Origin of the sequence: Shinella lacus (assembly GCF_010994755.1) — a bacterium.
GTDB classification, from domain to species: Bacteria; Pseudomonadota; Alphaproteobacteria; order Rhizobiales; family Rhizobiaceae; genus Shinella; species Shinella lacus.
This window is the reverse complement of record NZ_WHSB02000016.1, coordinates 37,165-56,015: the sequence shown is the minus strand read 5'-3', so window position 1 is coordinate 56,015 and position 18,851 is coordinate 37,165. Positions and strand designations below refer to the sequence as shown.

Below are 18,851 nucleotides of genomic sequence, written 5' to 3'. Positions count from 1 at the left end.
GATGCAGCTAAGGGATTCGTTTCAACGACTTAGCCGAGGAACAATTTCCGGACCGGAGGCCCGATTGACTCAGTTGGGCAATCGGAACAAATAATGAACATATCAGCTTAGAGAACCGCTGCAAACCCTGAAGGAGCAACAATTCTGCCGTGGCCAACCATGCCCTCAACCCCGTGCTGGCCGAGCTTCGCGAGCGCATTGAGCAGCTTGAAGGCGGCTCGCCGCGCGCAAGGCAGGTCCTGCCTTTCGGCGTTGCCGAGGTTGATCGGGTACTGCCGGGGGGAGGTCTGGCCTTCGGCGCTTTGCACGAGGTCGCCGGCGGCGGGGGAGGGACCGTCGATGGGGCCGCGGCTGCGTTGTTCGTCGCCGGCATCGCTGCCCGATCAAGAGGCAAGGTGCTCTGGTGCATGACGCGCCCTGACCTGTTTTTCCCTGCTGTCGCCCAGGCAGGGCTCCATCCAGACCGTGTGGTCTTTTGCGAAAGCGATCGGGAAGAGGAGGCGCTGTCCGCGATGGAGGAGGGATTGTCCTTCGGTGGGCTTGCTGCCGTGATCGGCGAGCTTGTCCGTCTGCCGATGACCGCCTCGCGGCGTCTGCAGCTCGCCGCCGAGAAGACGGGGGCCATGGGCATCGTGCTGCGGCGATGGCGAAGGCAAAACGAGGCCTCGGACTATGGGCAGCCGACCGCCTCGACGACGCGATGGCGCATCAGCACCTTGCCGTCGGAAAGACTGCCTGTTGCCGGCGTCGGGAGGGCGCGTTGGCTCGCAGAACTGATGCGCGTGAAAGCCGGCGAATGCGCCGAATTTGAAATTGGAGCCCCCGATGCCCAGGGTCGTATCTGTCTACTTCCCACAGCTCGCGACGGAGCGGATCAGACGGCACGCTGGCGAAGCCTTGCCGGCTGACAAGCCGCTAGTCGTGATTGCGCGCCGGGGATCCAAGCGATGGATCTCGGCCGCCGATCCGACAGCCCTGAAGCTCGGCCTGCGCGTCGGCATGGCCGCCAGCAAGGCGCAGGCTATGATCGCCGATCTCCTCATGGTCGACGCAGCGCCGTCCGAGGATGCGGCTGCGCTGGAGCGGCTGGCATTGTGGGCGCTCCGGCAATATAGCCCCGTCGTCGCCGTCGATGGCGCCGACGGTCTCGTTATCGATACCGAAGGCGCGGATCACCTGCGCGGCGGCGAGGCGCTGCTCGTGTCGGGCCTCGTCAACATGCTGCGCGGCCGCGGGCTGACGGCTCGCGCCGCTGTCGCCGATACATGGGGCGCCGCGCATGCGCTCGCCCGGCTGCTGGCGGCGGAAACGACGGTGGTGCCGGCGGGCGACGTCACGAAAGCCGTCATCGACCTGCCGATCGTCGCGCTACGGCTGCCGGCGGAGATCGTCCAGGGCCTGCGAGTCCTCGGCATCGACACGGTTGGCCAACTCTCGGCCATGCCGCGTGCGCCGCTGACGTTGCGGTTCGGGTCGGAGCCCGCACGTCGGCTCGACCAGATGTTCGGCCGCATCGCCGAACCGATCGAGCCGATCCGCACGCCGGAGCTTGTCGAGGTCGCCAAGAATTTTGCCGAGCCCATCGGTGCGCCGGAGACTATTGCCAAATATGTGCGCCGGCTGGTCGGCCAGCTCTCGGCGCGCCTTGCCGAGGATGGCCTCGGCGCGCGGCGCTGCGACCTTTTCATCCATCGCGTCGACAACACCAGGCAGCATCTGCGTGCTGGTCTTGCCAAACCTGTCCGCGATCCGGCCCGGCTGTCGAAGCTGCTCTGCGACCGCATCGAGACCATCGATCCCGGATTTGGCATCGAGAAGCTGGTGCTGGTCGCCGTCTTCGCCGAGCCGCTGGAGGAACGGCAGGTCGCTTCCTCGCTTATCGAGGAGGAGATCGCCGACATCACGCCGCTGGTCGACATCCTCGGCAATCGCGGCCACCGGCTGTTCCGTGTCGCGCCTGTCGCTTCCGACGTGCCGGAGCGTTCAATCCGGCGCATCGCCGCGACCGCGCCTGACATCGGCGAGGCCTGGGCGGTGAAATGGCCGCGACCGACGCGGCTCTTCGCAAACCCTGAACGCATTGAGGTCATCGCGCTCCTGCCGGACCAGCCGCCAGCGATATTCACCTGGCGCGGCAAGCGCCGGAAGGTCGTGCGCGCCGATGGCCCGGAACGGATTTTTGGCGAGTGGTGGCGCCGGCCGCGCGAGTTCCAGGCGGTCAGGGACTACTTCGTGGTCGAGGACGAGCTTGGCGGGCGTTACTGGGTCTACCGCGCCGGCGACGGTATCGATCCTGAGACCGGTTCGCATCTGTGGTTCGTGCATGGGGTGTTCGGATGAGGTATGCCGAGCTTCAGGTCACGACACACTTTTCATTTCTCCGCGGAGCATCCAGCGCCGATGAACTGTTTGCCACAGCGGCCGCACTCGGCATCGATGCGCTCGGCGTCGTCGATCGCAACAGCCTCGCCGGCATCGTGCGCGCGTGGGAGGCGGCCAAGGCGACCGGTGTTCGCCTGGTCGTCGGGTGTCGGCTTGACCTGACCGACGGCATGTCGATCCTGGTCTATCCGATGGACCGGCCAGCCTATTCGCGGCTGACGCGGCTGCTGTCGCTCGGGAAGAGCCGCGGCGGCAAGGGCAATTGCAGCATCGACTTTGCTGATGTCGCAGAGCATGCCGCCGGTATGATCGGCATGCTGGTGCCCGACGAAGCCGACGAGACCTGCGCCGTGCAGCTTCGCAAGATGTCAGAGCTGTTCGATGACCGGGCCTATGTCAGCCTCTGTCTGCGCCGACGGCCGAACGACCGCATGCGCCTGCACGGCATCGCCACCATGGCGGCGCGCTTCAAGGTTCGCACCGTCGTCACCAACGATGTGCTGTTTCATGAGCCGAGCCGGCGGCAGCTCCAGGATGTCGTGACCTGCATCCGCACCCGCACGACCATCGATGATGTGGGATTCGACCGCGAGCGTCATGCCGACCGCTTTCTCAAAACCCCGGAGGAGATGCACCGGCTTTTTGCCGAATACCCGGAAGCACTGGCGCGCGGACGCGAGATTGTCGAGCGGTGCAAGTTCGACCTCGCCGAGCTGCAATACCAGTATCCCGAGGAGGCGATCGTGCCGGGGCTCGATCCGCAGCAATCGCTGGTCAAGTTCACCTGGGAGGGAGCCGCCAATCGCTATCCCGAGGGCGTGCCTGACAAGGTCCAAAAATCCTTGCGCGACGAGCTGGAGCTGATCCGGGTCATGAACTATGCCCCCTATTTTCTGACCGTGTTTTCGATCGTCCGGTTCGCCCGGTCGAAGGGGATTCTTTGCCAGGGCAGGGGCTCAGCCGCCAATTCCGCCGTCTGCTATTGCCTCGGCGTCACCTCCATCGATCCCGATACCAATGACCTGCTCTTCGAGCGCTTTATCTCCCAGGAGCGCGATGAACCACCGGACATCGACGTGGATTTTGAACACGAGAGGAGGGAGGAGGTCATCCAGTGGATCTACAACACCTACGGTCGCAGCAAGGCGGCGCTCTGTTCGACGGTGACGCGGTATAGGGCCAAGGGCGCGCTGCGTGATGTCGGCAAGGCCCTCGGTCTGCCCGAAGACATGATCGGGCAGCTGTCGTCGGGCGTCTGGGGCTGGTCGGAAGGGGTTTCCGAACGCCAGATCCGGGAAAACAACCTCAACGCGGCTGATTACAGGCTGAAGCTGACGCTGGAACTGGCGCAGCAGCTGATGGGGGCGCCGCGCCATCTCGGTCAGCATCCCGGTGGCTTCGTCCTGACCAATGACCGGCTCGACGATCTCGTGCCGATCGAACCGGCGCGCATGGACGATCGCCAGGTCATCGAATGGGATAAGGACGACATCGAGGCACTGAAATTCATGAAGGTGGACGTGTTGGCCTTGGGCATGCTGACCTGCATGGCCAAGGCTTTCGCGCTGATGGCAGAGCACAAGGGTGAGGTTTGGGATCTCGCGTCCATTCCTTCCGAAGATTCCCGCACCTACGCCATGATCCGCAAGGCAGACACGCTCGGCACCTTCCAGATCGAAAGCCGGGCGCAGATGTCCATGCTTCCGCGCCTGAAACCGCGCACATTTTATGATCTGGTCGTGCAGGTGGCGATTGTTAGACCCGGGCCGATCCAGGGCGACATGGTGCATCCCTATCTCCGCCGGCGCGAAGGCAAGGAGCCGGTCGTCTATCCGACACCCGAACTGGAGGCGGTGCTCTCGAAAACCCTCGGTGTCCCGTTGTTTCAAGAGTCGGCCATGAAAGTCGCCATGGTCTGCGCCGGGTTTACTGGCGGCGAGGCGGACCAACTCCGGAAATCCATGGCGACCTTCAAGTTTTCCGGCGGGGTCAGCAAGTTCAAGGACAAGCTGATCGCCGGCATGGTTAGGAATGGCTACTCTGCGGAGTTCGCTGAGAACACATTCTCGCAGTTGGAAGGCTTCGGCAGCTACGGCTTTCCGGAAAGCCATGCTGCCAGCTTTGCATTGATTGCCTATGCGTCGAGCTGGGTCAAATGCCATCACCCAGATGCTTTCTGTGCCGCGCTTCTCAATTCACAGCCGATGGGTTTTTATGCGCCAGCTCAGATCGTGAGGGACGCCCTGCAGCATGGTGTCGAGATCAGGCCGGTCTGCGTCAACGCTTCGCGCTGGGACTGCACACTCGAGCAAGTCGATGGAAGCCGTCATTGCGCGGTCCGCCTCGGCTTGCGCATGGTGAAGGGGCTCTCGACGGCGGATGCAGCCCGGATCGTGGCGGCGCGCGCCGATGACCCCTTCGCGTCGGCCGACGACCTCTGGCGACGCTCCGGCGTGCCGACGGCTGCGCTGGTGAAGCTCGCCGAAGCCGACGCGTTTCTGCCATCGCTGCAGCTCCAGCGCCGTGATGCGCTATGGGCGATCAAGGGTCTGCGTGACGAGCCGCTTGAGCTTTGGGCCGCGGCCGCCGAGCGCGAGGAGCGGCGGATCGCTGAAATGCAGGAGCCGTCGGTTGCCTTGCCCTCCATGAGGGCAGGACACGAGGTCGTCGAGGATTACGCCCACACCGGCCTCACCCTCCGCCAGCACCCGATCACCTTCCTCCGCAAAGACCTTCGCCAGAAGGGCATGGTCACATGCGCCCATGCGATGGCCGAGCGCGACGGCCGCTGGCTGATGACCGGAGGTCTCGTGCTGGTGCGCCAGCGGCCGGGCTCGGCCAAGGGCGTGATGTTTCTGACGCTCGAAGACGAGACCGGCATCGTCAATGCGGTGGTCTGGCCGACGCTGTTCGAGCGTCAGCGCCGCGTTCTTCTCTCAGCTTCGATGATGGCGATCAACGGAAAAATCCAGCGGGAAGGTGATGTCGTTCATCTTCTGGCGCAGCGGCTGTTCGACCTGTCGGACGATCTCGGCCGGCTGGGAGAACAGGACGAGCAGTTTCTCTTGCCCCATGGCCGGGGCGACGAGTTCGCGCGCGGCAATGGTGCGCCGGATCCGCGCGAGCGGCCGAAGGCAGCGGCGCCGGCACGCGACATCTATACACCAGATCTTCTGATCGACCGGCTGAAGGTGAAGAGCCGGAATTTTCACTGATAGCCTGGGGCTCTCCGGCTCAGCGAAGAGCATTTCGCTCCAGCGTCCAGGCGGCGCCTATTCGATTTCCGGGAGGACGTATCGGGTAATCACGAGCGCGTCTTCCTCGACGGAAATCTCGATGATTTCATTGAGAAGCTCGTCACTGTTCGCCAGCTCGTCCAGCACGGTATCGAACATCTCGCGTTGCTGAGCCGGCAAAACTTGCGGGACGATGATGACGAGGCCCGCATGCAGCTCTTCCTTCGCATAGAGCTTTCGGAAGTCGCGGGCATTGTTCGTCACGAAGGTGAAATTGCCTTCGACGATGCGCGGCATGAGATCCCAATCGGTCTCTCCGCTCAATCCCAGCCAATTGACGTGAAAACACTCGTGGCCGCGGGTCTGAGCTACGGTCACGAGCGACGTATGAAGGCATTCATCAATCAGGAATTTCACGAATGCGAGCCTGCCGATGGCCGCGAGACGGATTTCAGAGGAACCTTCTTCGACTCCTTCAAGCGCAACCCCTGCTCGGAAAGCGTCTTGGGTCGGCCACGCGCCGGATGGGCGGCGGTCCAGATTTCTGCCAACTCGATCATACGCGTGGTGAGGGCAGGATAGCCGTCAAGCAACTCCTCAACCGCAGCGCCCTGTGCTCGCATGCCGGCGATAGCGCGGACGGGAACGCGGGTGCCTTTGAAAACGGCATCTCCACCGGCGACGCCTTTGACGCTGTGGATTGCAGCCTCAGCCTCCCGCAACGCATCGGCGCGAGCCGCCAGTTGCTGGCGCGCGCGGGCGACGTCGACGATAAGGTAATCGTCGGCCCGGACCGTCTCAGCTTTCGGATCATCGGCGATTGCATCGAAAAGACGCTTCCTGCGTTCGGCGGAGAGGATCGAACCAACACCATACCACAGCTTGAGGTGCAGAAGATCGTCGTCCGTCAACGCTCGACCGCCAGTCCTCGACGTCGCCGTCGAGACAATGCGCTTGTCGATGGCATTATGCACGGTCTTCACAGCAATCCCGCTGACCGCAGCTGCTTCAGCTGGGGTATACTCTCGATACGTCGCGGCCATAATTATTCTCCTTGTGGAGAATATATAAGTGGAATGGCCCAGAAAGTAAAGATGTTCAAGGCGGAAGCAGGTGAGGTCCTGCAAACCTATCAAGCGATGGTCTCGATGATTTCGTAGTTCGCAACAAACGCACCGGGTCCATCGTTCAGCAACGCCAAGACGCTGGACTGACAAATCGGGACCGTCTCCACCTTTTCGATATTCGTTGTCTCCCATTCCATGTCGGGATCGGCGGCGATGTCGTCGCGCATCGCAAGAACGGTGCTTTTCACGTCGTCGTAATTGTCGAAGAAAATATCGCGCAGCCCTGTCGGTTTCCAGCGCTCCTCGCGCGGGATGCGGGCGTCGGCATACGTGTAAAAAGTGAACACAAGACCTTCAGCCAACGGTTTCTCCTGAAGCAACTTCGGCGGTACGTCCCCGCCGTTCAATGCTCAATGACCCCATGATCGGGGGGTTGGAAACCGTGTGAAACGGCCCTGAGCTTTTAGTTCGGAGAACCTGGACATAGCGTCAGGCCCCCCGACCCAAAGGTCAAGGAGGTGATGCTGTATCGGCCAGCACCAACCGTTCACAGGGGTTTCCACGCCCCAAAGCGGCACGTACCGCTTCGGCGCGGAGGATAGGACATCCCGTTGAATTTGTCCTGAATTTCTTCGCGCGCTCGCGCGTGACACACCACTTTCCGAACCGGGAACGGGGGCGCGGGCGGCCGGGAATGGGGAGAGGGGATCGGCGGCGGGAGAGGGAGAGGGGGGCGGAACGGCGGCGGCGGGTTGAGAGGCTGGAGAGAGGCTCCGGCCGCTCGCCATGGAGCCGCACCATGCGTCACAATTCAAATGTGGATTCCGCGCACCAGCGATTTGCCACCCATAAGACACCGCCGGCGATATCGATTTCCCGCGCTTTCCCGTCGATTTCTATCCTTTCGCCGATCGCGGATCTTCTTGAACAAGGCGCGGCCGTCGCCATCGGCGTTTCGGGCGGAAAAGACAGCCAGGCCGCAGCCATGGCGACCTTCGACTATCTCGATCGGATCGGGCATTCCGGCCCGCGTCTACTGATCCATGCTGATCTCGGTTCGGTGGAATGGGCGGCTTCGCTGCCGACCTGCGAGCAATTGGCCGATCGCCTCGACGTCGAACTCATTGTCGTCCGCCGCAAGCAAGGTGGACTGATGGACCGCTGGGAAAGCCGCTGGCGATCCAACGTCGCGCGCTACGAAAACCTCAGCACCGTGACGCTCGTGCCATGCTGGAGCACGCCGGCGATGAGATTCTGCACGTCCGAGATGAAGACCTCGAAAATCCATGCCGAGCTTAAACGCCGGTTTTCCAGATTGCCGATCGTCAGCGTGACCGGCGTCCGGCGCGAGGAAAGCCCGCGGCGCGCCCGCTCCGAAATCTTCGATCACAAGCCGGGCGAGCGAATATGGACCTGGCGGCCGATACTCGACTGGTCCGAGGCGGAGGTCTTTTCGTCGCTGGATTTCTGGGGCATCGAACCCCACCCCGCCTATCGCCGATTTGGCCTCACGCGTGTGTCGTGCCGCTACTGTATCATGTCGAGCCTTCCCGATCTGGTAGCCGCGGCAGCGCAGCCCGAAGCACACGATCTCTATCGACAGATGGTTGGCCTGGAATGCCGCAGCACGTTTGCGTTTCAGAGCAGCCGGTGGCTAGGCGATATCGCCCCCCATCTCCTTGAGCCGAGAACCCGCGATCTCCTCGCCATGGCGAAGGAAAAGGCGGACCGCCGTCGTGAGGCGGAACACCGGCTGACGAAGCCGATGCTCTATGTGAAAGGATGGCCGGTTCGGATGCTGTCCGACAGGGAAGCAGACCTCCTCGCCGAGGTGCGCTCGGAGGTCAGCGCGATGCTGGGATTTCGTGCCCGCTACCGTGATCGGGCATCGATCCATGCACGCTATGCCGAGCTGCTCGACCTTCACGCCAGCCGGGGGAGGGCCGCATGATCGACACGTCACCCTCCCGCCGCCTGCTCATCCTGTCCTGCTCGATGACCAAACGCGGCGGCCCGCAATATATGCCGGCGCGCGACCGATACGATGGTCCGATCTGGCGCACACTCCGTCGTGTCGATCCCGACGAGCAGAAGGCACGGGTTGCCTTCCTGTCGGCCGAGTACGGTTTTCGCGAAGCCAAGACCACGATCGAAAACTACGATCGGCGGATGACGCCAGAAATCGCGGCCGTGATGAAAGCTGGCGGCCTCGGCACGCGATGGCCGCCGCCGAAAACGCAGCGGCGCGCGATACCATCGGGCGAGCATCCGGGCATGCACATTGCCTCGATGACGGAGCATGGTCGGCAACCGTTCGTCGATATCTGCCTGGTCGGTGGCGCTCTTTATCTCGACGTCATGCAGCACTTCGTCGACCTGTTCCAGGAGGATGGCTTTGTCACGGGGAGCGCGGCAATCACGGAAATCTGCGCGCCGATCGGCATCATGCGCCAGCAGATGACGATCTGGCTGAACAGGTGCTTGCGGGATGCCAGCGGCGACGCGGACGCTGGCGGCAGGCGGTGAGGGCGGTGGCCGGCAAAAGAGGGAGAGGGGGGAAGGGGCGTTCGTGGCGGATTGAGGTGGCTGGAGAGAGGCTCCGGCCGGTCCGCCGCGGAGAAATGACATGGCACAGGCCATTCAGAAAATCGCGCTCAACGTCGGGCGCGATATCCCCTTCAACAAGCTCGTCCTCAGCCAGCAGAACGTGCGCAAGACCAAGGCCGGCGTCTCGATCGAGGAACTTGCCGACGACATCGCTCGCCGCGGGCTGCTGACCAGCATCAACGTGCGCGCGGAACGCGACGCGGAGGGCAAGGAGACCGGCATCTACCGCATCCCGGCCGGCGGCCGCCGCTATCGTGCCCTCAAGCTGCTGGTCGACCGGAAGCAGCTGACGAAGACCACGGGCGTTCCCTGCATCGTCAGCGAAGGCGAAACGCTCGAAGCCGAGGACTCGCTCGCCGAAAACGTCAAGCGGGTCGACCTCCATCCGCTGGACGAGTTCCGCGCGATGATGGCTCTTCGCGAACAGGGGCTCGACGAGGAGGAGATCGCCGCTCGCTTCCACATCTCCGTTGCGACGGTGAAGCAGCGCCTCCGGCTGGCGTCTGTGTCGCCCCGCCTGCTCGAGCTCTATGGCGATGACCAGATGAAGCTCGGGCAGGTCATGGCGTTCTCGATCACCAAGGATCATGCCCGACAGGAGCAGGTCTGGGAGACGATTTCGCGCGCGCAAAGCACCGACCCCTATTACATCCGCCGGCTGCTGACCGAAACGGCGATCCGGGCGAGCGATCGCCGAGCGGTCTATGTCGGCATCGAAGCCTATGAGGCCGCTGGCGGCATTGTCATGCGTGATCTCTTCGAGCAGGACAACGGCGGATGGCTTCAGGATCCGGCGCTGCTCGAACAGCTCGTGTTGGAGAAGCTGACGGCTGATGCCGAAGTGCTGAAGGCCGAGGAGGGCTGGAAGTGGGTCGAATCCGCCATCGACTTCCACTTCGGCCACGCTTCCGGTCTTCGCCGCTTTTACGGCAAGCAGCCGGAGCTCACCGAGGAGGAACTCGCGCTGCATGATGCCCTGACGGCGGAGTTCGAGAAGCTCAACGCGGAATACGAAGCTGCCGACGACTATTCGGCGGAGACGGAAGGGCACCTCGATGATCTCGACGCTCAGCTGACGGCGCTGAATGAGCGCCCCTTTGTCCTCGATCCCGAGGACGTCGCTCGCGGCGGCGCCTTTATCTCGCTGGCCGGCAACGGCGAAATCAGGATCGAGCGCGGCTTCGTCCGGCCGGAAGACGAGCCTGTCATCGAGGCGCAGGATGGCGATGGCGCCGAGCAGGATGGTGACGATGGCGACAACACCGCCGCTGCGGCAGGGGGTGGTGTGACGATCAACGGCACGCCCGTTGGTGTCGAGGAGTCGGACGAGGACGACGGCAAGATCCGGCCGCTCTCGGAACGGCTCATCGAGGATCTGACCGCTGCCCGCACGCTTGCGCTCAGGAATGCGCTCGCCAACGAGCCGATGGTAGCCTTCATCGCTGTGCTGCACCTGCTCGTGCTGAACACGTTCTATCACTTCCGCACGACGTCGTGCCTGGAAATCTCGGTGCAGCATACGGTCTCGACCAAGACGCAGGGGCTTTCCGATACGGTCTGGGCGAAGGAGATCGAACAGCGCCAGGAAGCCTGGGGGCACGATCTTCCGGGTGACGCCGATGCGGTCTGGGCTTACCTGATTGCCCTCGATCACGACAGCCGGATGGCGCTGTTTGCGCATTGCGCGTCGACATCGCTGAACGCCACGATCCAGCAATGGAACCGCCGGACCAAGGAAAACAAGCATGCCGTGCAGCTGGCCCAGACGATCGGGTTCGGCATGGTGGGTGCGGGCTGGACGCCGACGGTCGACAACTATCTGGGCCGCGTGACCAAGGCGCACATCCTGCAGGCCGTTCGCGAAGCAAAGGGCGATCAGTCGGCCCAGCTTATCGATCACCTGAAGAAGCCGGACATGGCGCGGGAAGCGGCCCGGCTGCTCGACGGTAGCGGATGGCTCCCCGAAGTGCTGCGCTATCCCGCCGACGAAATCGCCGAGGAGGTCGGGACTGCGGAGACGAACGATGCGGTGACCGTTGACGACGAGGCCGTCGAAGCCGGCAACGTCATGCTGCCGGCCTTCCTGACCGAGGAGCTGGATGGCGAGCAGACTGCTGCCGACGCTGATGACGATCAGGACGGGCATCTCGAAGCCGCGGAATAAATCCTCGGACCAACAACGATCGATCCAGGGCCCGGCCGTCGCGCCGGGCCTTTCTGTTTCTCGAAACTCGGAGACGAACATGTCCGTCATGACCATCTACGAACGCGCGCCGATCGGCGCAATGATCGCCTTTCGCAATTCGGTTCCGAGGCCATCCGACGAGGACGCTGATGCCCTCGCCGCCTGGAAGAAATGCAATGGCACTGGTTGGCTCGTGCGGTGCACGCCGCCTCGTTCCAGCATCATCTGGTCGACGGCAGGCGCGATTACGCTCCTACCGGGCGAGTTTCAAATGGACCTCGATGCTGCGATCGCCGCCCGCGAAGCCTTTCCACTCGATAGCGATCTCTCGTTCGAGGTTGTCCGTCGCCCCGCCGCCGGCGAAGTTCGTGTTCTTCAGGAATACGGCGCCCACAGCATCCTGCTCTACCTTGCGGCAAACATGGCCGACGCCCGTCGTTGGATCGAAGAGAGCGGTCACATCAATATCCGCCTCGAGGAGGTTTGCGTCGAGGAAATCTGCGCGGATGCTGTCGAAGGGAGGGTGGCGTGATGTTGAACGATACCCCGCGCGCTGTGATCGTCCCCGACGAAGCCCGTCAGGATTTCCTGCCGGCCCTCTTCGGCCGTTCGCACCTGATCGTCGCCGAGAATGCCGTCTATGCCTGGATGGAAAGGCTTAGCCCTCTCGACTATCGTGGCGGTTCCTGGGATTTCTACGAGCATCAGGGCAAGCCGCTTTTCCTCGCACCGAGATCCAGGACACGTTTCCGGATTACCGGTGACGTCACATGCTTCCAGGGCGAGGTCACCGCGGAGGCCGCCGGCATCATCGCCACGATGTTCGCCTTCTCGCACCTGTCATTCCAGTTTCAGTCCGATCGACTCGTCGAAGGTTATGAGCACCTCTACGCTTATTCGGCGGATCATCCCGAGGCCTCCGAGATCTTCCAGGCAATCGATTGAAGCCCACTCGCACGACTGCGGGGCGCGGGTGTTCCGCAGTGAGCTGCGACCCACCGATCCATTCCCACTTCACCAGCCCGGTTGGCGCGATAGCGGCGACCGGGCTCTTTCGTTTCAGGAGCTTGAGATGCCCGACTATACCATTGAAACAAGCTACCGCCTGCCAGCTTACCGTCATCGCACCTACCAGGCCGACAGCGCTGCGCTCGCCTGCCGGCAAGCCATCGAGGACGATGACTGGTCCGGCGAGAAGCTCAGCTACGAAGACGCCGGCGAGAATTACATTTCCGGCATATGGAACGGAGTCGATGCCGCATATTCCGGCCAGGCGATCCCTGTTCCCTCGCACTTTTCAGAAACGGTCGAGCGAAAGGTCAGGCACTTCGAAATCCTGCTTGGCCTGCTGAAGCTGCTCCTCGCTGACGTCCAGGCCGGCCGGGCGGCCTCGGACGACTGGATCGAGCGCGCCATCTCTGCCGTCGCGCGCGGCGAGGCGATCCTCGCAGGCGCTCGCGATCCTGACGATCCTGCCGAGGGAGAGCGCCTATGACGCAATACAAAGTCGAAATCGGATTCTGGCTCAGCGCCTATGACGGGTTCTCTCGAGGCCGATAGCGATGCCGAGGCGATCGAGAAAGCCAAGGCAGCCGCCACCGTGGCCATGGAGGCATCCGATCAGCCGGAACACATCGAGATCGATCAACGGCGCGAAGGCACCATCATCTATATCGATCGCGTTACAGCGGACGGAACGGAACCCGTCATCGAAAATGTCGAGTTTGACGACGACCGCATTCACCCCGCGCCAGCGCGCTGAGCTTCATCCCTTTTCTTTCCACCGACCCGGCCCTCGCGCCGGGCTTTCACGTTTCAGGAGACGACTTATGAACACCATGATTTCCACCCCGCCCGCCGTATCCTCCGGCTTCAAGGTCGACATCTCGCGCGGCGAACGCATCGGCCGGGTATCGTCCGAATGGTTCTCTCGCCCGGACGACGAGCGTTATCTCTCGCTCTCCGACCTCCATCGCGCGGTCAGCGAGCGCACGGAACGCGCCCGTGTACGCACTGTCGAAAGCGCAGAGATCCGCGTCGAGGCGACGCGCGACAACGCCGAGCGCCTTTCCCTTGTGGTTCCCGGCAGCCGCGTGCCGCTGGCACCGACCCATTGGAGCTACGGCCAATTGTGCAGCCTTGTCGGCGCGCCGGCGAGCTACATGCGCCAGCTTCCCGCGCCGCTTGCTGCGATCAATCTCCAACATGGGCTGCTGAACCACAGCGCGGAACTGGTCAAGACCTTGGAAATGGACGACGGTCGCGTCGAGTTGCGCGCGGTGACCGGCCCCGAATACGGTCGTATCTGGGATAAGGAACTCGTTGCGGCGGTGATGAGCATCGCCGGGAACGGGACCGGCGACACGATCTGGAAGGTGCCTGGCGTCCTCGACTGGTCGACCATGACCCACAATCCTTTCGTCGACGTCACCAAGGATACGACGACGCTCTATGCCAGCGACAGGGACGTCTTCCTGTTCTTGGTGGACGACACGCACCCCATTGAGGCGGGCCGCCTGCCGAACGGCGAGCCGGACCTTTACTTCCGCGGCTTCTATGCCTGGAACTCGGAGGTCGGCTCGAAAACCCTCGGAATCGCGAGCTTCTACCTGCGGGCTGTGTGCATGAATCGCAACCTTTGGGGCTGCGAAAATTTCGAGGAAATCACCATTCGGCACTCGAAGTTCGCCGCAAAGCGCTTCGCGCACGAGGCCGCCCCGGCGCTGATGAATTTCGCGAACTCATCGCCCGCGCCGTTTATCAACGGCATCCGAGGTGCGCGCGAGAAGATCGTCGCCCGCAACGAAGAGGACCGGTCCAGTTTCCTGCGCAAGCGTGGTTTCTCGAAGGCGGAAACCGGCAAGATCATCGACACGGTGCTTGCCGAGGAAGGGCGCCCGCCGGAATCCATTTTCGATTTCGTGCAGGGCATCACCGCCCTCGCGCGCGGAAAAGCGCATCAGGACACGCGCCTGGAACTGGAGGGGAAAGCGCGCAAGCTGCTCGAAAGCGCGGCCTGACCACGTTCCGCTCCCGCACACACTCCCCCCTCTATCCCATCAGCGCCCGGCCACCGTGCCGGGCGTTCGCCATTCTGGAGAATTTGCAATGACCAGCTTTTCCTTTCACGCACAGGTCGCCGCGGAGGCGATCGAAAAGGTCGGCCGCCTTTTCAACGCCTCGATCGACGATATCCTCAACGAACTGCTCCAGAACGCACGGCGCGCTGGCGCCGCGAAGGTCTTGATCGACCAGATTGAGGATCCGCGGCTCGGGCCGGCAATCCGCATCGCCGATGACGGCGCGGGCCTCGACGATCCCCGCTCGCTCTTTTCTCTTGGAAAGAGCGAATGGTCGAAGGCTTTGTCCCAGTCTGAAGACGCCGCCGGCATGGGCTTCTTTTCTCTCGCCAATCGCGGAGCGAAGATTGTCGCCGGCCAGAAAGGCACGGACCAGACCTGGGCGATCGCGGCGACACCGGATGCCTTTCACGGCAAGGAACCGGTCACGGTCGATGCCGGTCCAGAGGGGCATCATGGGTTGACGGTGATCTTCCCGGAAAAGAAGGGTGAGCATTTTGCGGGTGCGGTCCGCCGCGCCGCTCGCTTTTTCCCTATCCCCGTCATCTTCAACGGCGAGGAAATGCCATCCTCGGACTTCCTCGACGGCGCGGATCATACCGAGGAATGGCAAGGAATCCGGATCGGCGTGTTTGGTCGGGACCTCTCCCGCTACCACGATGAGAACGTCAATTTCCATGGCGTGACGCTGAAAATTCCCTTGCCGGAGCTTCAGCAATCCTGGCATCGGAGCTATTTCGCACGCATCGATGTGGTCGATTGTGCCCACCTGAAGCTCGTGCTTCCGGCCCGCAAGGACGTTGTGCGCGATGCGATGTATGCCGCTCTCATGAAAGAGATCACGCGCCTATATTTTCGCATGGTCGCGGTCGGCGGTGCGCACAGCTTGAAGTTCAAGGACTATCACTTCGGCCGGACTCTTGGCATCGACCTGAAAGAGGCCGTCCCACTCCTGCGACCATTTACGCCTTCGTGCGCGGATACGGACCGGATTGTTGTTCTCGTGCCCGAGCCGGTCGAGGCAGGGGCGCTTGTCTTCGAAGGCGAGGGTCCGCTCGAAGAGCAGACGTTTGCCCGCGCAATCGCGCGACTGGACCGTCCTCCCCAGCTCTTCGAGCCTCACAGCGCGTTTAGCGGATACAGCTGGTACGACGGGCTACGTTGGATTCAGATCAGATCCTACAAGATGGAAGTTGGCGGCGCGGTCGAAGAAAAAGAGCCCTTCGATCTGTTCGCCGCAAACGGGCGGCCGGATCGCCTCGAACTGGTTCTGGACGTTTCGGGCGCAGAAAAGACGGAGTGGGTGCTGGACACCGACCTGATCGTTCAAGGGGTAGATTACGGTTCCCTGGACGAGGCGGAGATCCTCGTCACCATGCAGTCGTCTATCACGCCGTCAAATCTGACCACCTTCCTTGTCGATGCTCTCTATTCTCCCGCGGACGATGCGGAAGCCGGCTCCTACGAAGACCAGAAGCGATGGTTCTCCGACGAGGCGGAGGATCTGAGCATCGCCTTGCTGGAAACGGCGCACGCTGCCGACCTCAATGCGATCGTGCGTGTCGTCGAACGCGAACTGGTTTGGCGCGTGCCTCGCGAAGACGCGATTCTGATCAGGATCGAGCATCGAAAGATCTCGGTCGAAGGTCTTTCCCCACCTGTCGGTGGGTCGCCCGAGCCGCACGCGGCGACCTAGCCCCCAATCAAAAAACACCCATCAACCCGGCCATCGCGCCGGGTTTGTCGTACCGACTGAAAGGCAGTCCCATGAACAATCTCGAAACCCGAATTTACACCTATCCGCCAATTCCGCTTGCCGATATCACGCCGCTCGAAAAGCTCGTGCTGACCCACGTTCTCGAATGCAGCGAGACCGAAGCCGGGCTTGTCCTGTTCACCGACGTCGGCCCGATCAACCCGATCAATATGAAACGGCAGGCGCTTCTTGACGCCTTTGGAGCGTCGGCGCCACAGGCAGACAGCGCACTCAATGCCTTCATCGGCAGCCGCATTCTCGCGCTGTTGCCAACCTCGCCTGATGGTAATGATGTCGCTGCCGAAATCGATCTAAACGAGTTTCCGTGGCCATTCATCGTGCATGATATTGTTGCGCGCTCGCCGAGCCTGCCGGAGGTCACGGTGATCCAATGGATGAATCATCCTTCACAGCGGCTGGAGACCTACGGGGCCAGCGTTTCGCTCATCACCGGTAAAGGCATCCATCATGCGACAAGCGAGGAGCTGCTGAAGCGGTTTCGTTTGCAGGATCGTGCGCTCGTGCCGCCGGTCTCGCTGCCTGCGCTGCCAGACGGTTTTCCAGTCGTCGCCCCTCGTTCATTTACCGTTGGCGAGATGGAGACGGCTCTCTGCATCTGGGAGGCCATGCTCTATTTCCGTGGCCTTCACGAGGATCGCCGTCCGGTTCCCCATGGTGTTATCCGGATGTCCGAATTGTGGGATGCGACCGGCTGGCTGGCGATGCGGAGTCATGTCCTGGCGATCGTATCTCTTGCAGAGCAAGCGTACACCGATCTCTCGGATGCATTGGAGGAGGGCGGATTTACCTTCGATTTCGATTTCATTCCCGCTGTCGTAGGTGCTTTGGACTGGTCCGAATACGGGCCATATCGGGATGGCGAACCCGAGGAATTTCTCGAAACCGTCATGGCGTCGGTCGCCGGCCGCCGACGGGACGTTGCGGCCGAAGCACTCGCCAGCGAGAACCTCATCGCCCGAAAATCCTGATGCACGGTTTTCGTCAGTCTATGACGCGATCAGGCGCTGATTCCGGCAGGGGTCAGTGTCGCCTCGGATTCCGGCGACTGGCCGTGGGCCATCGAAGCAGCTTCGGTGCCCATCTCTTCGACCTCGACCACGTCGCTGGCGGCCTTCAGGTCGATGCGCCCCCAGATCGACGTTTCTTTCCGGGAGAGGCGTCGCCGATTCTTGAACTCGACGACGAACGGCTTTTTCTCAGGCTTCATGATGCTCCGGCTGAATGTGGCAGATGACTGTCTCCCGGCAGCTGTTCTTATTCGCGGCAACCTGTCAACGGCCTACGCAGGGAAGTCCACGATCAGGGAATTCGGGGGATCTCGCCATCGCCGACCCGCCAGATCCAAGGTGTGATCTCCGGTCTCGTCTCGATCATGTCGGCAAGCGCATGCTCGTATTCGTCGCCGGCACTCGCCGGCACGATGAACATCGCCACCGGCGCGGGCTTCTGCTCGGGTAGCGTCACCGACACGATCGGCGCGTCGCGCGGAAGGTTGAAGCGCAGGCCTTTCACGCTCTTCCGCTTCAGGTGGCTGAGCTTTTCCAGCAGGCGCAATTCGTTGATGTCCTCGAAGGGTAGCCAGTGCTCGTTCACCACCATCAAAGCGACTTCTTCGACCGACGCGATGCCGGAGGTCGAGATGCCGAAGGTGGCGATGACGACCAGATGGAACGCCTCGCTGGAACGCCACAGTTCGAGTTCGGTTTCGTAGCGGGCCGCCAGCCGCCGCCACGCGCCATCCTCGATCATCAGGGGGAAGGGCATGTGCCGCATCACGATCCTCTGTCCCTCGCGGGCCGGAGAGAACTCCTTCACCTCGGCGACGATCATCATCAGCTTGCGCGGCCCCGAACCTGCGGCCTGTACGGGTTTCAGCGCCGTGGCGCGCCGGGTGGCGATGCCGTCCTTGTCGTCTGCCTGATAGACCTCCGGCACATACAGCATGTCGCTGAGCGGTCCACCTCTCGCCGTCATCTGCGACGCCGCGTTGATTACGCTGGTGCGCACGCGGCCCCAGCCGCGCCGACCCGCCCAGACGGAACGCCATTCGGTCAGTTCGCCGGCCTCCCAGAGATAATGAAGCATCGCCTTGAGCGACAGCTTGCGCGGCTCGCTGCGAATAGCTGGCTCCGACTGTTCCGCCGCCGTACCGGCCGCGGTGCGCGGACCCCGTTTCGTCAGGGAGAAATCGAGCTTCAGATCGGCTTTGCCGCTGGCGTCGATCTGGATAGCGCTGCCGATGAGCGGCCCGAGGCCGGAAAGCTCGTATGGCGGTTCGTAGGAAGGGCAGGCCGGGTCGTGCTCGCGTCCGGATAGTGGCATGCGTTTTACAAGATACTGGTCGTCCATTCGGGCGATGTACATCGCAACAGCCGGCTGCCTGCACATGCACATCGGGCGGAGCCGCTCTTCATGGGCACGCGGAAGAAGCGCCCGGAATTCCGGGGAATTTTCCGAGAACACCTCATCGCCGATCGTGAATGTTCGCACTGTCGCTCTCTCCATCTCAGTCCCAAC

18 protein-coding genes are annotated in these 18,851 nt (G+C 62.5%); 13 read left to right on the top strand and 5 right to left on the bottom strand.

The genetic code is table 11. The annotated features are described in order from the left end of the window. Positions 1-149: 149 nt before the first annotated feature. Genes GB927_RS28305 through GB927_RS28295 form a run of 3 tightly spaced genes read left to right on the top strand, consistent with a single transcriptional unit; the run spans position 150 to position 5,597 of the window. Positions 150-908, top strand: a complete 759-nt coding sequence (locus tag GB927_RS28305; RefSeq protein WP_256120574.1) for an ImuA family protein — start codon at positions 150-152, stop codon at positions 906-908. Beyond that, the gene (locus GB927_RS28300) at positions 826-2,340 is read left to right on the top strand and encodes a Y-family DNA polymerase (protein WP_256120573.1); all 1,515 of its coding nucleotides are present in this window, start codon (positions 826-828) and stop codon (positions 2,338-2,340) included. The genes GB927_RS28305 and GB927_RS28300 overlap by 83 nt, the downstream gene beginning before the upstream one ends. Further along, the gene (locus GB927_RS28295; RefSeq protein WP_256120572.1) at positions 2,337-5,597 is read left to right on the top strand and encodes an error-prone DNA polymerase; all 3,261 of its coding nucleotides are present in this window, start codon (positions 2,337-2,339) and stop codon (positions 5,595-5,597) included. Before GB927_RS28300 ends, GB927_RS28295 begins: the two co-directional genes overlap by 4 nt. Before the next feature lie 57 nt (positions 5,598-5,654). On the opposite strand, the gene GB927_RS28290 is transcribed toward GB927_RS28295, so the two are convergent. The 3 genes from GB927_RS28290 to GB927_RS28280 all read right to left on the bottom strand — a co-directional run bounded on the left by GB927_RS28290 (position 5,655) and on the right by GB927_RS28280 (position 7,047). Beyond that, positions 5,655-6,035, bottom strand: a complete 381-nt coding sequence (locus GB927_RS28290) for a DUF5615 family PIN-like protein (RefSeq protein ID WP_256120571.1) — start codon at positions 6,033-6,035, stop codon at positions 5,655-5,657. Further along, positions 6,032-6,661 (bottom strand): DUF433 domain-containing protein, encoded by a 630-nt coding sequence (locus GB927_RS28285; RefSeq protein WP_256120570.1) that lies wholly within the window; start codon positions 6,659-6,661, stop codon positions 6,032-6,034. The genes GB927_RS28290 and GB927_RS28285 overlap by 4 nt, the downstream gene beginning before the upstream one ends. Before the next feature lie 89 nt (positions 6,662-6,750). Next, entirely contained in the window at positions 6,751-7,047 is a 297-nt protein-coding gene (locus GB927_RS28280) for a hypothetical protein (protein WP_256120569.1), read from the bottom strand. Between the two features lie 437 nt (positions 7,048-7,484). Between GB927_RS28280 and GB927_RS28275 the strand changes: the two genes are divergently transcribed. The 10 genes from GB927_RS28275 (at position 7,485) to GB927_RS28230 (ending at position 17,302) form a co-directional block, all read left to right on the top strand. Further along, positions 7,485-8,636 carry a phosphoadenosine phosphosulfate reductase domain-containing protein gene (locus tag GB927_RS28275; protein WP_256120568.1) on the top strand — a complete coding sequence of 384 codons (1,152 nt, stop codon included), beginning with the start codon at positions 7,485-7,487 and terminating at the stop codon, positions 8,634-8,636. Continuing rightward, complete coding sequence (locus tag GB927_RS28270) at positions 8,633-9,211, top strand: hypothetical protein (RefSeq protein ID WP_256120567.1); 579 nt, start codon at positions 8,633-8,635, stop codon at positions 9,209-9,211. The genes GB927_RS28275 and GB927_RS28270 overlap by 4 nt, the downstream gene beginning before the upstream one ends. Before the next feature lie 100 nt (positions 9,212-9,311). Then, complete coding sequence (locus GB927_RS28265; protein WP_256120566.1) at positions 9,312-11,456, top strand: ParB/RepB/Spo0J family partition protein; 2,145 nt, start codon at positions 9,312-9,314, stop codon at positions 11,454-11,456. 79 nt (positions 11,457-11,535) lie between these two features. Continuing rightward, entirely contained in the window at positions 11,536-12,009 is a 474-nt protein-coding gene (locus tag GB927_RS28260) for a UCP036055 family protein (protein WP_256120565.1), read from the top strand. Further along, positions 12,009-12,422, top strand: a complete 414-nt coding sequence (locus tag GB927_RS28255) for an antirestriction protein (protein WP_256120564.1) — start codon at positions 12,009-12,011, stop codon at positions 12,420-12,422. The genes GB927_RS28260 and GB927_RS28255 overlap by 1 nt, the downstream gene beginning before the upstream one ends. Before the next feature lie 127 nt (positions 12,423-12,549). Next, complete coding sequence (locus GB927_RS28250) at positions 12,550-12,972, top strand: hypothetical protein (protein ID WP_256120563.1); 423 nt, start codon at positions 12,550-12,552, stop codon at positions 12,970-12,972. A 39-nt stretch (positions 12,973-13,011) separates the two neighbouring features. Beyond that, on the top strand, positions 13,012-13,239 hold the full coding sequence (locus GB927_RS28245; RefSeq protein ID WP_256120562.1) for a hypothetical protein: 228 nt from the start codon (positions 13,012-13,014) through the stop codon (positions 13,237-13,239). Positions 13,240-13,306: 67 nt separating this feature from the next. Beyond that, positions 13,307-14,497: a DUF932 domain-containing protein gene (locus GB927_RS28240; RefSeq protein WP_256120561.1), complete on the top strand. Its 1,191-nt coding sequence runs from the start codon at positions 13,307-13,309 to the stop codon at positions 14,495-14,497. Positions 14,498-14,585: 88 nt separating this feature from the next. After that, complete coding sequence (locus GB927_RS28235) at positions 14,586-16,253, top strand: ATP-binding protein (protein WP_256120560.1); 1,668 nt, start codon at positions 14,586-14,588, stop codon at positions 16,251-16,253. Positions 16,254-16,324: 71 nt separating this feature from the next. Next, positions 16,325-17,302: a hypothetical protein gene (locus tag GB927_RS28230; RefSeq protein ID WP_256120559.1), complete on the top strand. Its 978-nt coding sequence runs from the start codon at positions 16,325-16,327 to the stop codon at positions 17,300-17,302. A 29-nt stretch (positions 17,303-17,331) separates the two neighbouring features. On the opposite strand, the gene GB927_RS28225 is transcribed toward GB927_RS28230, so the two are convergent. Next, entirely contained in the window at positions 17,332-17,541 is a 210-nt protein-coding gene (locus tag GB927_RS28225; RefSeq protein WP_256120558.1) for a hypothetical protein, read from the bottom strand. Positions 17,542-17,633: 92 nt separating this feature from the next. Beyond that, positions 17,634-18,824, bottom strand: coding sequence for a DUF1173 domain-containing protein (locus GB927_RS28220; RefSeq protein WP_256120557.1), 1,191 nt, complete (start codon positions 18,822-18,824; stop codon positions 17,634-17,636). Positions 18,825-18,851 lie beyond the last annotated feature (27 nt).

Bases quoted from the DNA above. Each gene is read 5' to 3' on its own strand.
- GB927_RS28225 (WP_256120558.1), bottom strand. From the start codon at position 17,541: ATGAAGCCTGAGAAAAAGCCGTTCGTCGTCGAGTTCAAGAATCGGCGA.
- GB927_RS28275 (WP_256120568.1), top strand. From the start codon at position 7,485: ATGCGTCACAATTCAAATGTGGATTCCGCGCACCAGCGATTTGCCACC.
- GB927_RS28240 (WP_256120561.1), top strand. From the start codon at position 13,307: ATGAACACCATGATTTCCACCCCGCCCGCCGTATCCTCCGGCTTCAAG.
- GB927_RS28230 (WP_256120559.1), top strand. From the start codon at position 16,325: ATGAACAATCTCGAAACCCGAATTTACACCTATCCGCCAATTCCGCTT.
- GB927_RS28265 (WP_256120566.1), top strand. From the start codon at position 9,312: ATGGCACAGGCCATTCAGAAAATCGCGCTCAACGTCGGGCGCGATATC.
- GB927_RS28235 (WP_256120560.1), top strand. From the start codon at position 14,586: ATGACCAGCTTTTCCTTTCACGCACAGGTCGCCGCGGAGGCGATCGAA.
- GB927_RS28260 (WP_256120565.1), top strand. From the start codon at position 11,536: ATGTCCGTCATGACCATCTACGAACGCGCGCCGATCGGCGCAATGATC.
- GB927_RS28250 (WP_256120563.1), top strand. From the start codon at position 12,550: ATGCCCGACTATACCATTGAAACAAGCTACCGCCTGCCAGCTTACCGT.
- GB927_RS28245 (WP_256120562.1), top strand. From the start codon at position 13,012: ATGACGGGTTCTCTCGAGGCCGATAGCGATGCCGAGGCGATCGAGAAA.
- GB927_RS28285 (WP_256120570.1), bottom strand. From the start codon at position 6,661: ATGGCCGCGACGTATCGAGAGTATACCCCAGCTGAAGCAGCTGCGGTC.
- GB927_RS28255 (WP_256120564.1), top strand. From the start codon at position 12,009: ATGTTGAACGATACCCCGCGCGCTGTGATCGTCCCCGACGAAGCCCGT.
- GB927_RS28295 (WP_256120572.1), top strand. From the start codon at position 2,337: ATGAGGTATGCCGAGCTTCAGGTCACGACACACTTTTCATTTCTCCGC.
- GB927_RS28300 (WP_256120573.1), top strand. From the start codon at position 826: ATGCCCAGGGTCGTATCTGTCTACTTCCCACAGCTCGCGACGGAGCGG.
- GB927_RS28270 (WP_256120567.1), top strand. From the start codon at position 8,633: ATGATCGACACGTCACCCTCCCGCCGCCTGCTCATCCTGTCCTGCTCG.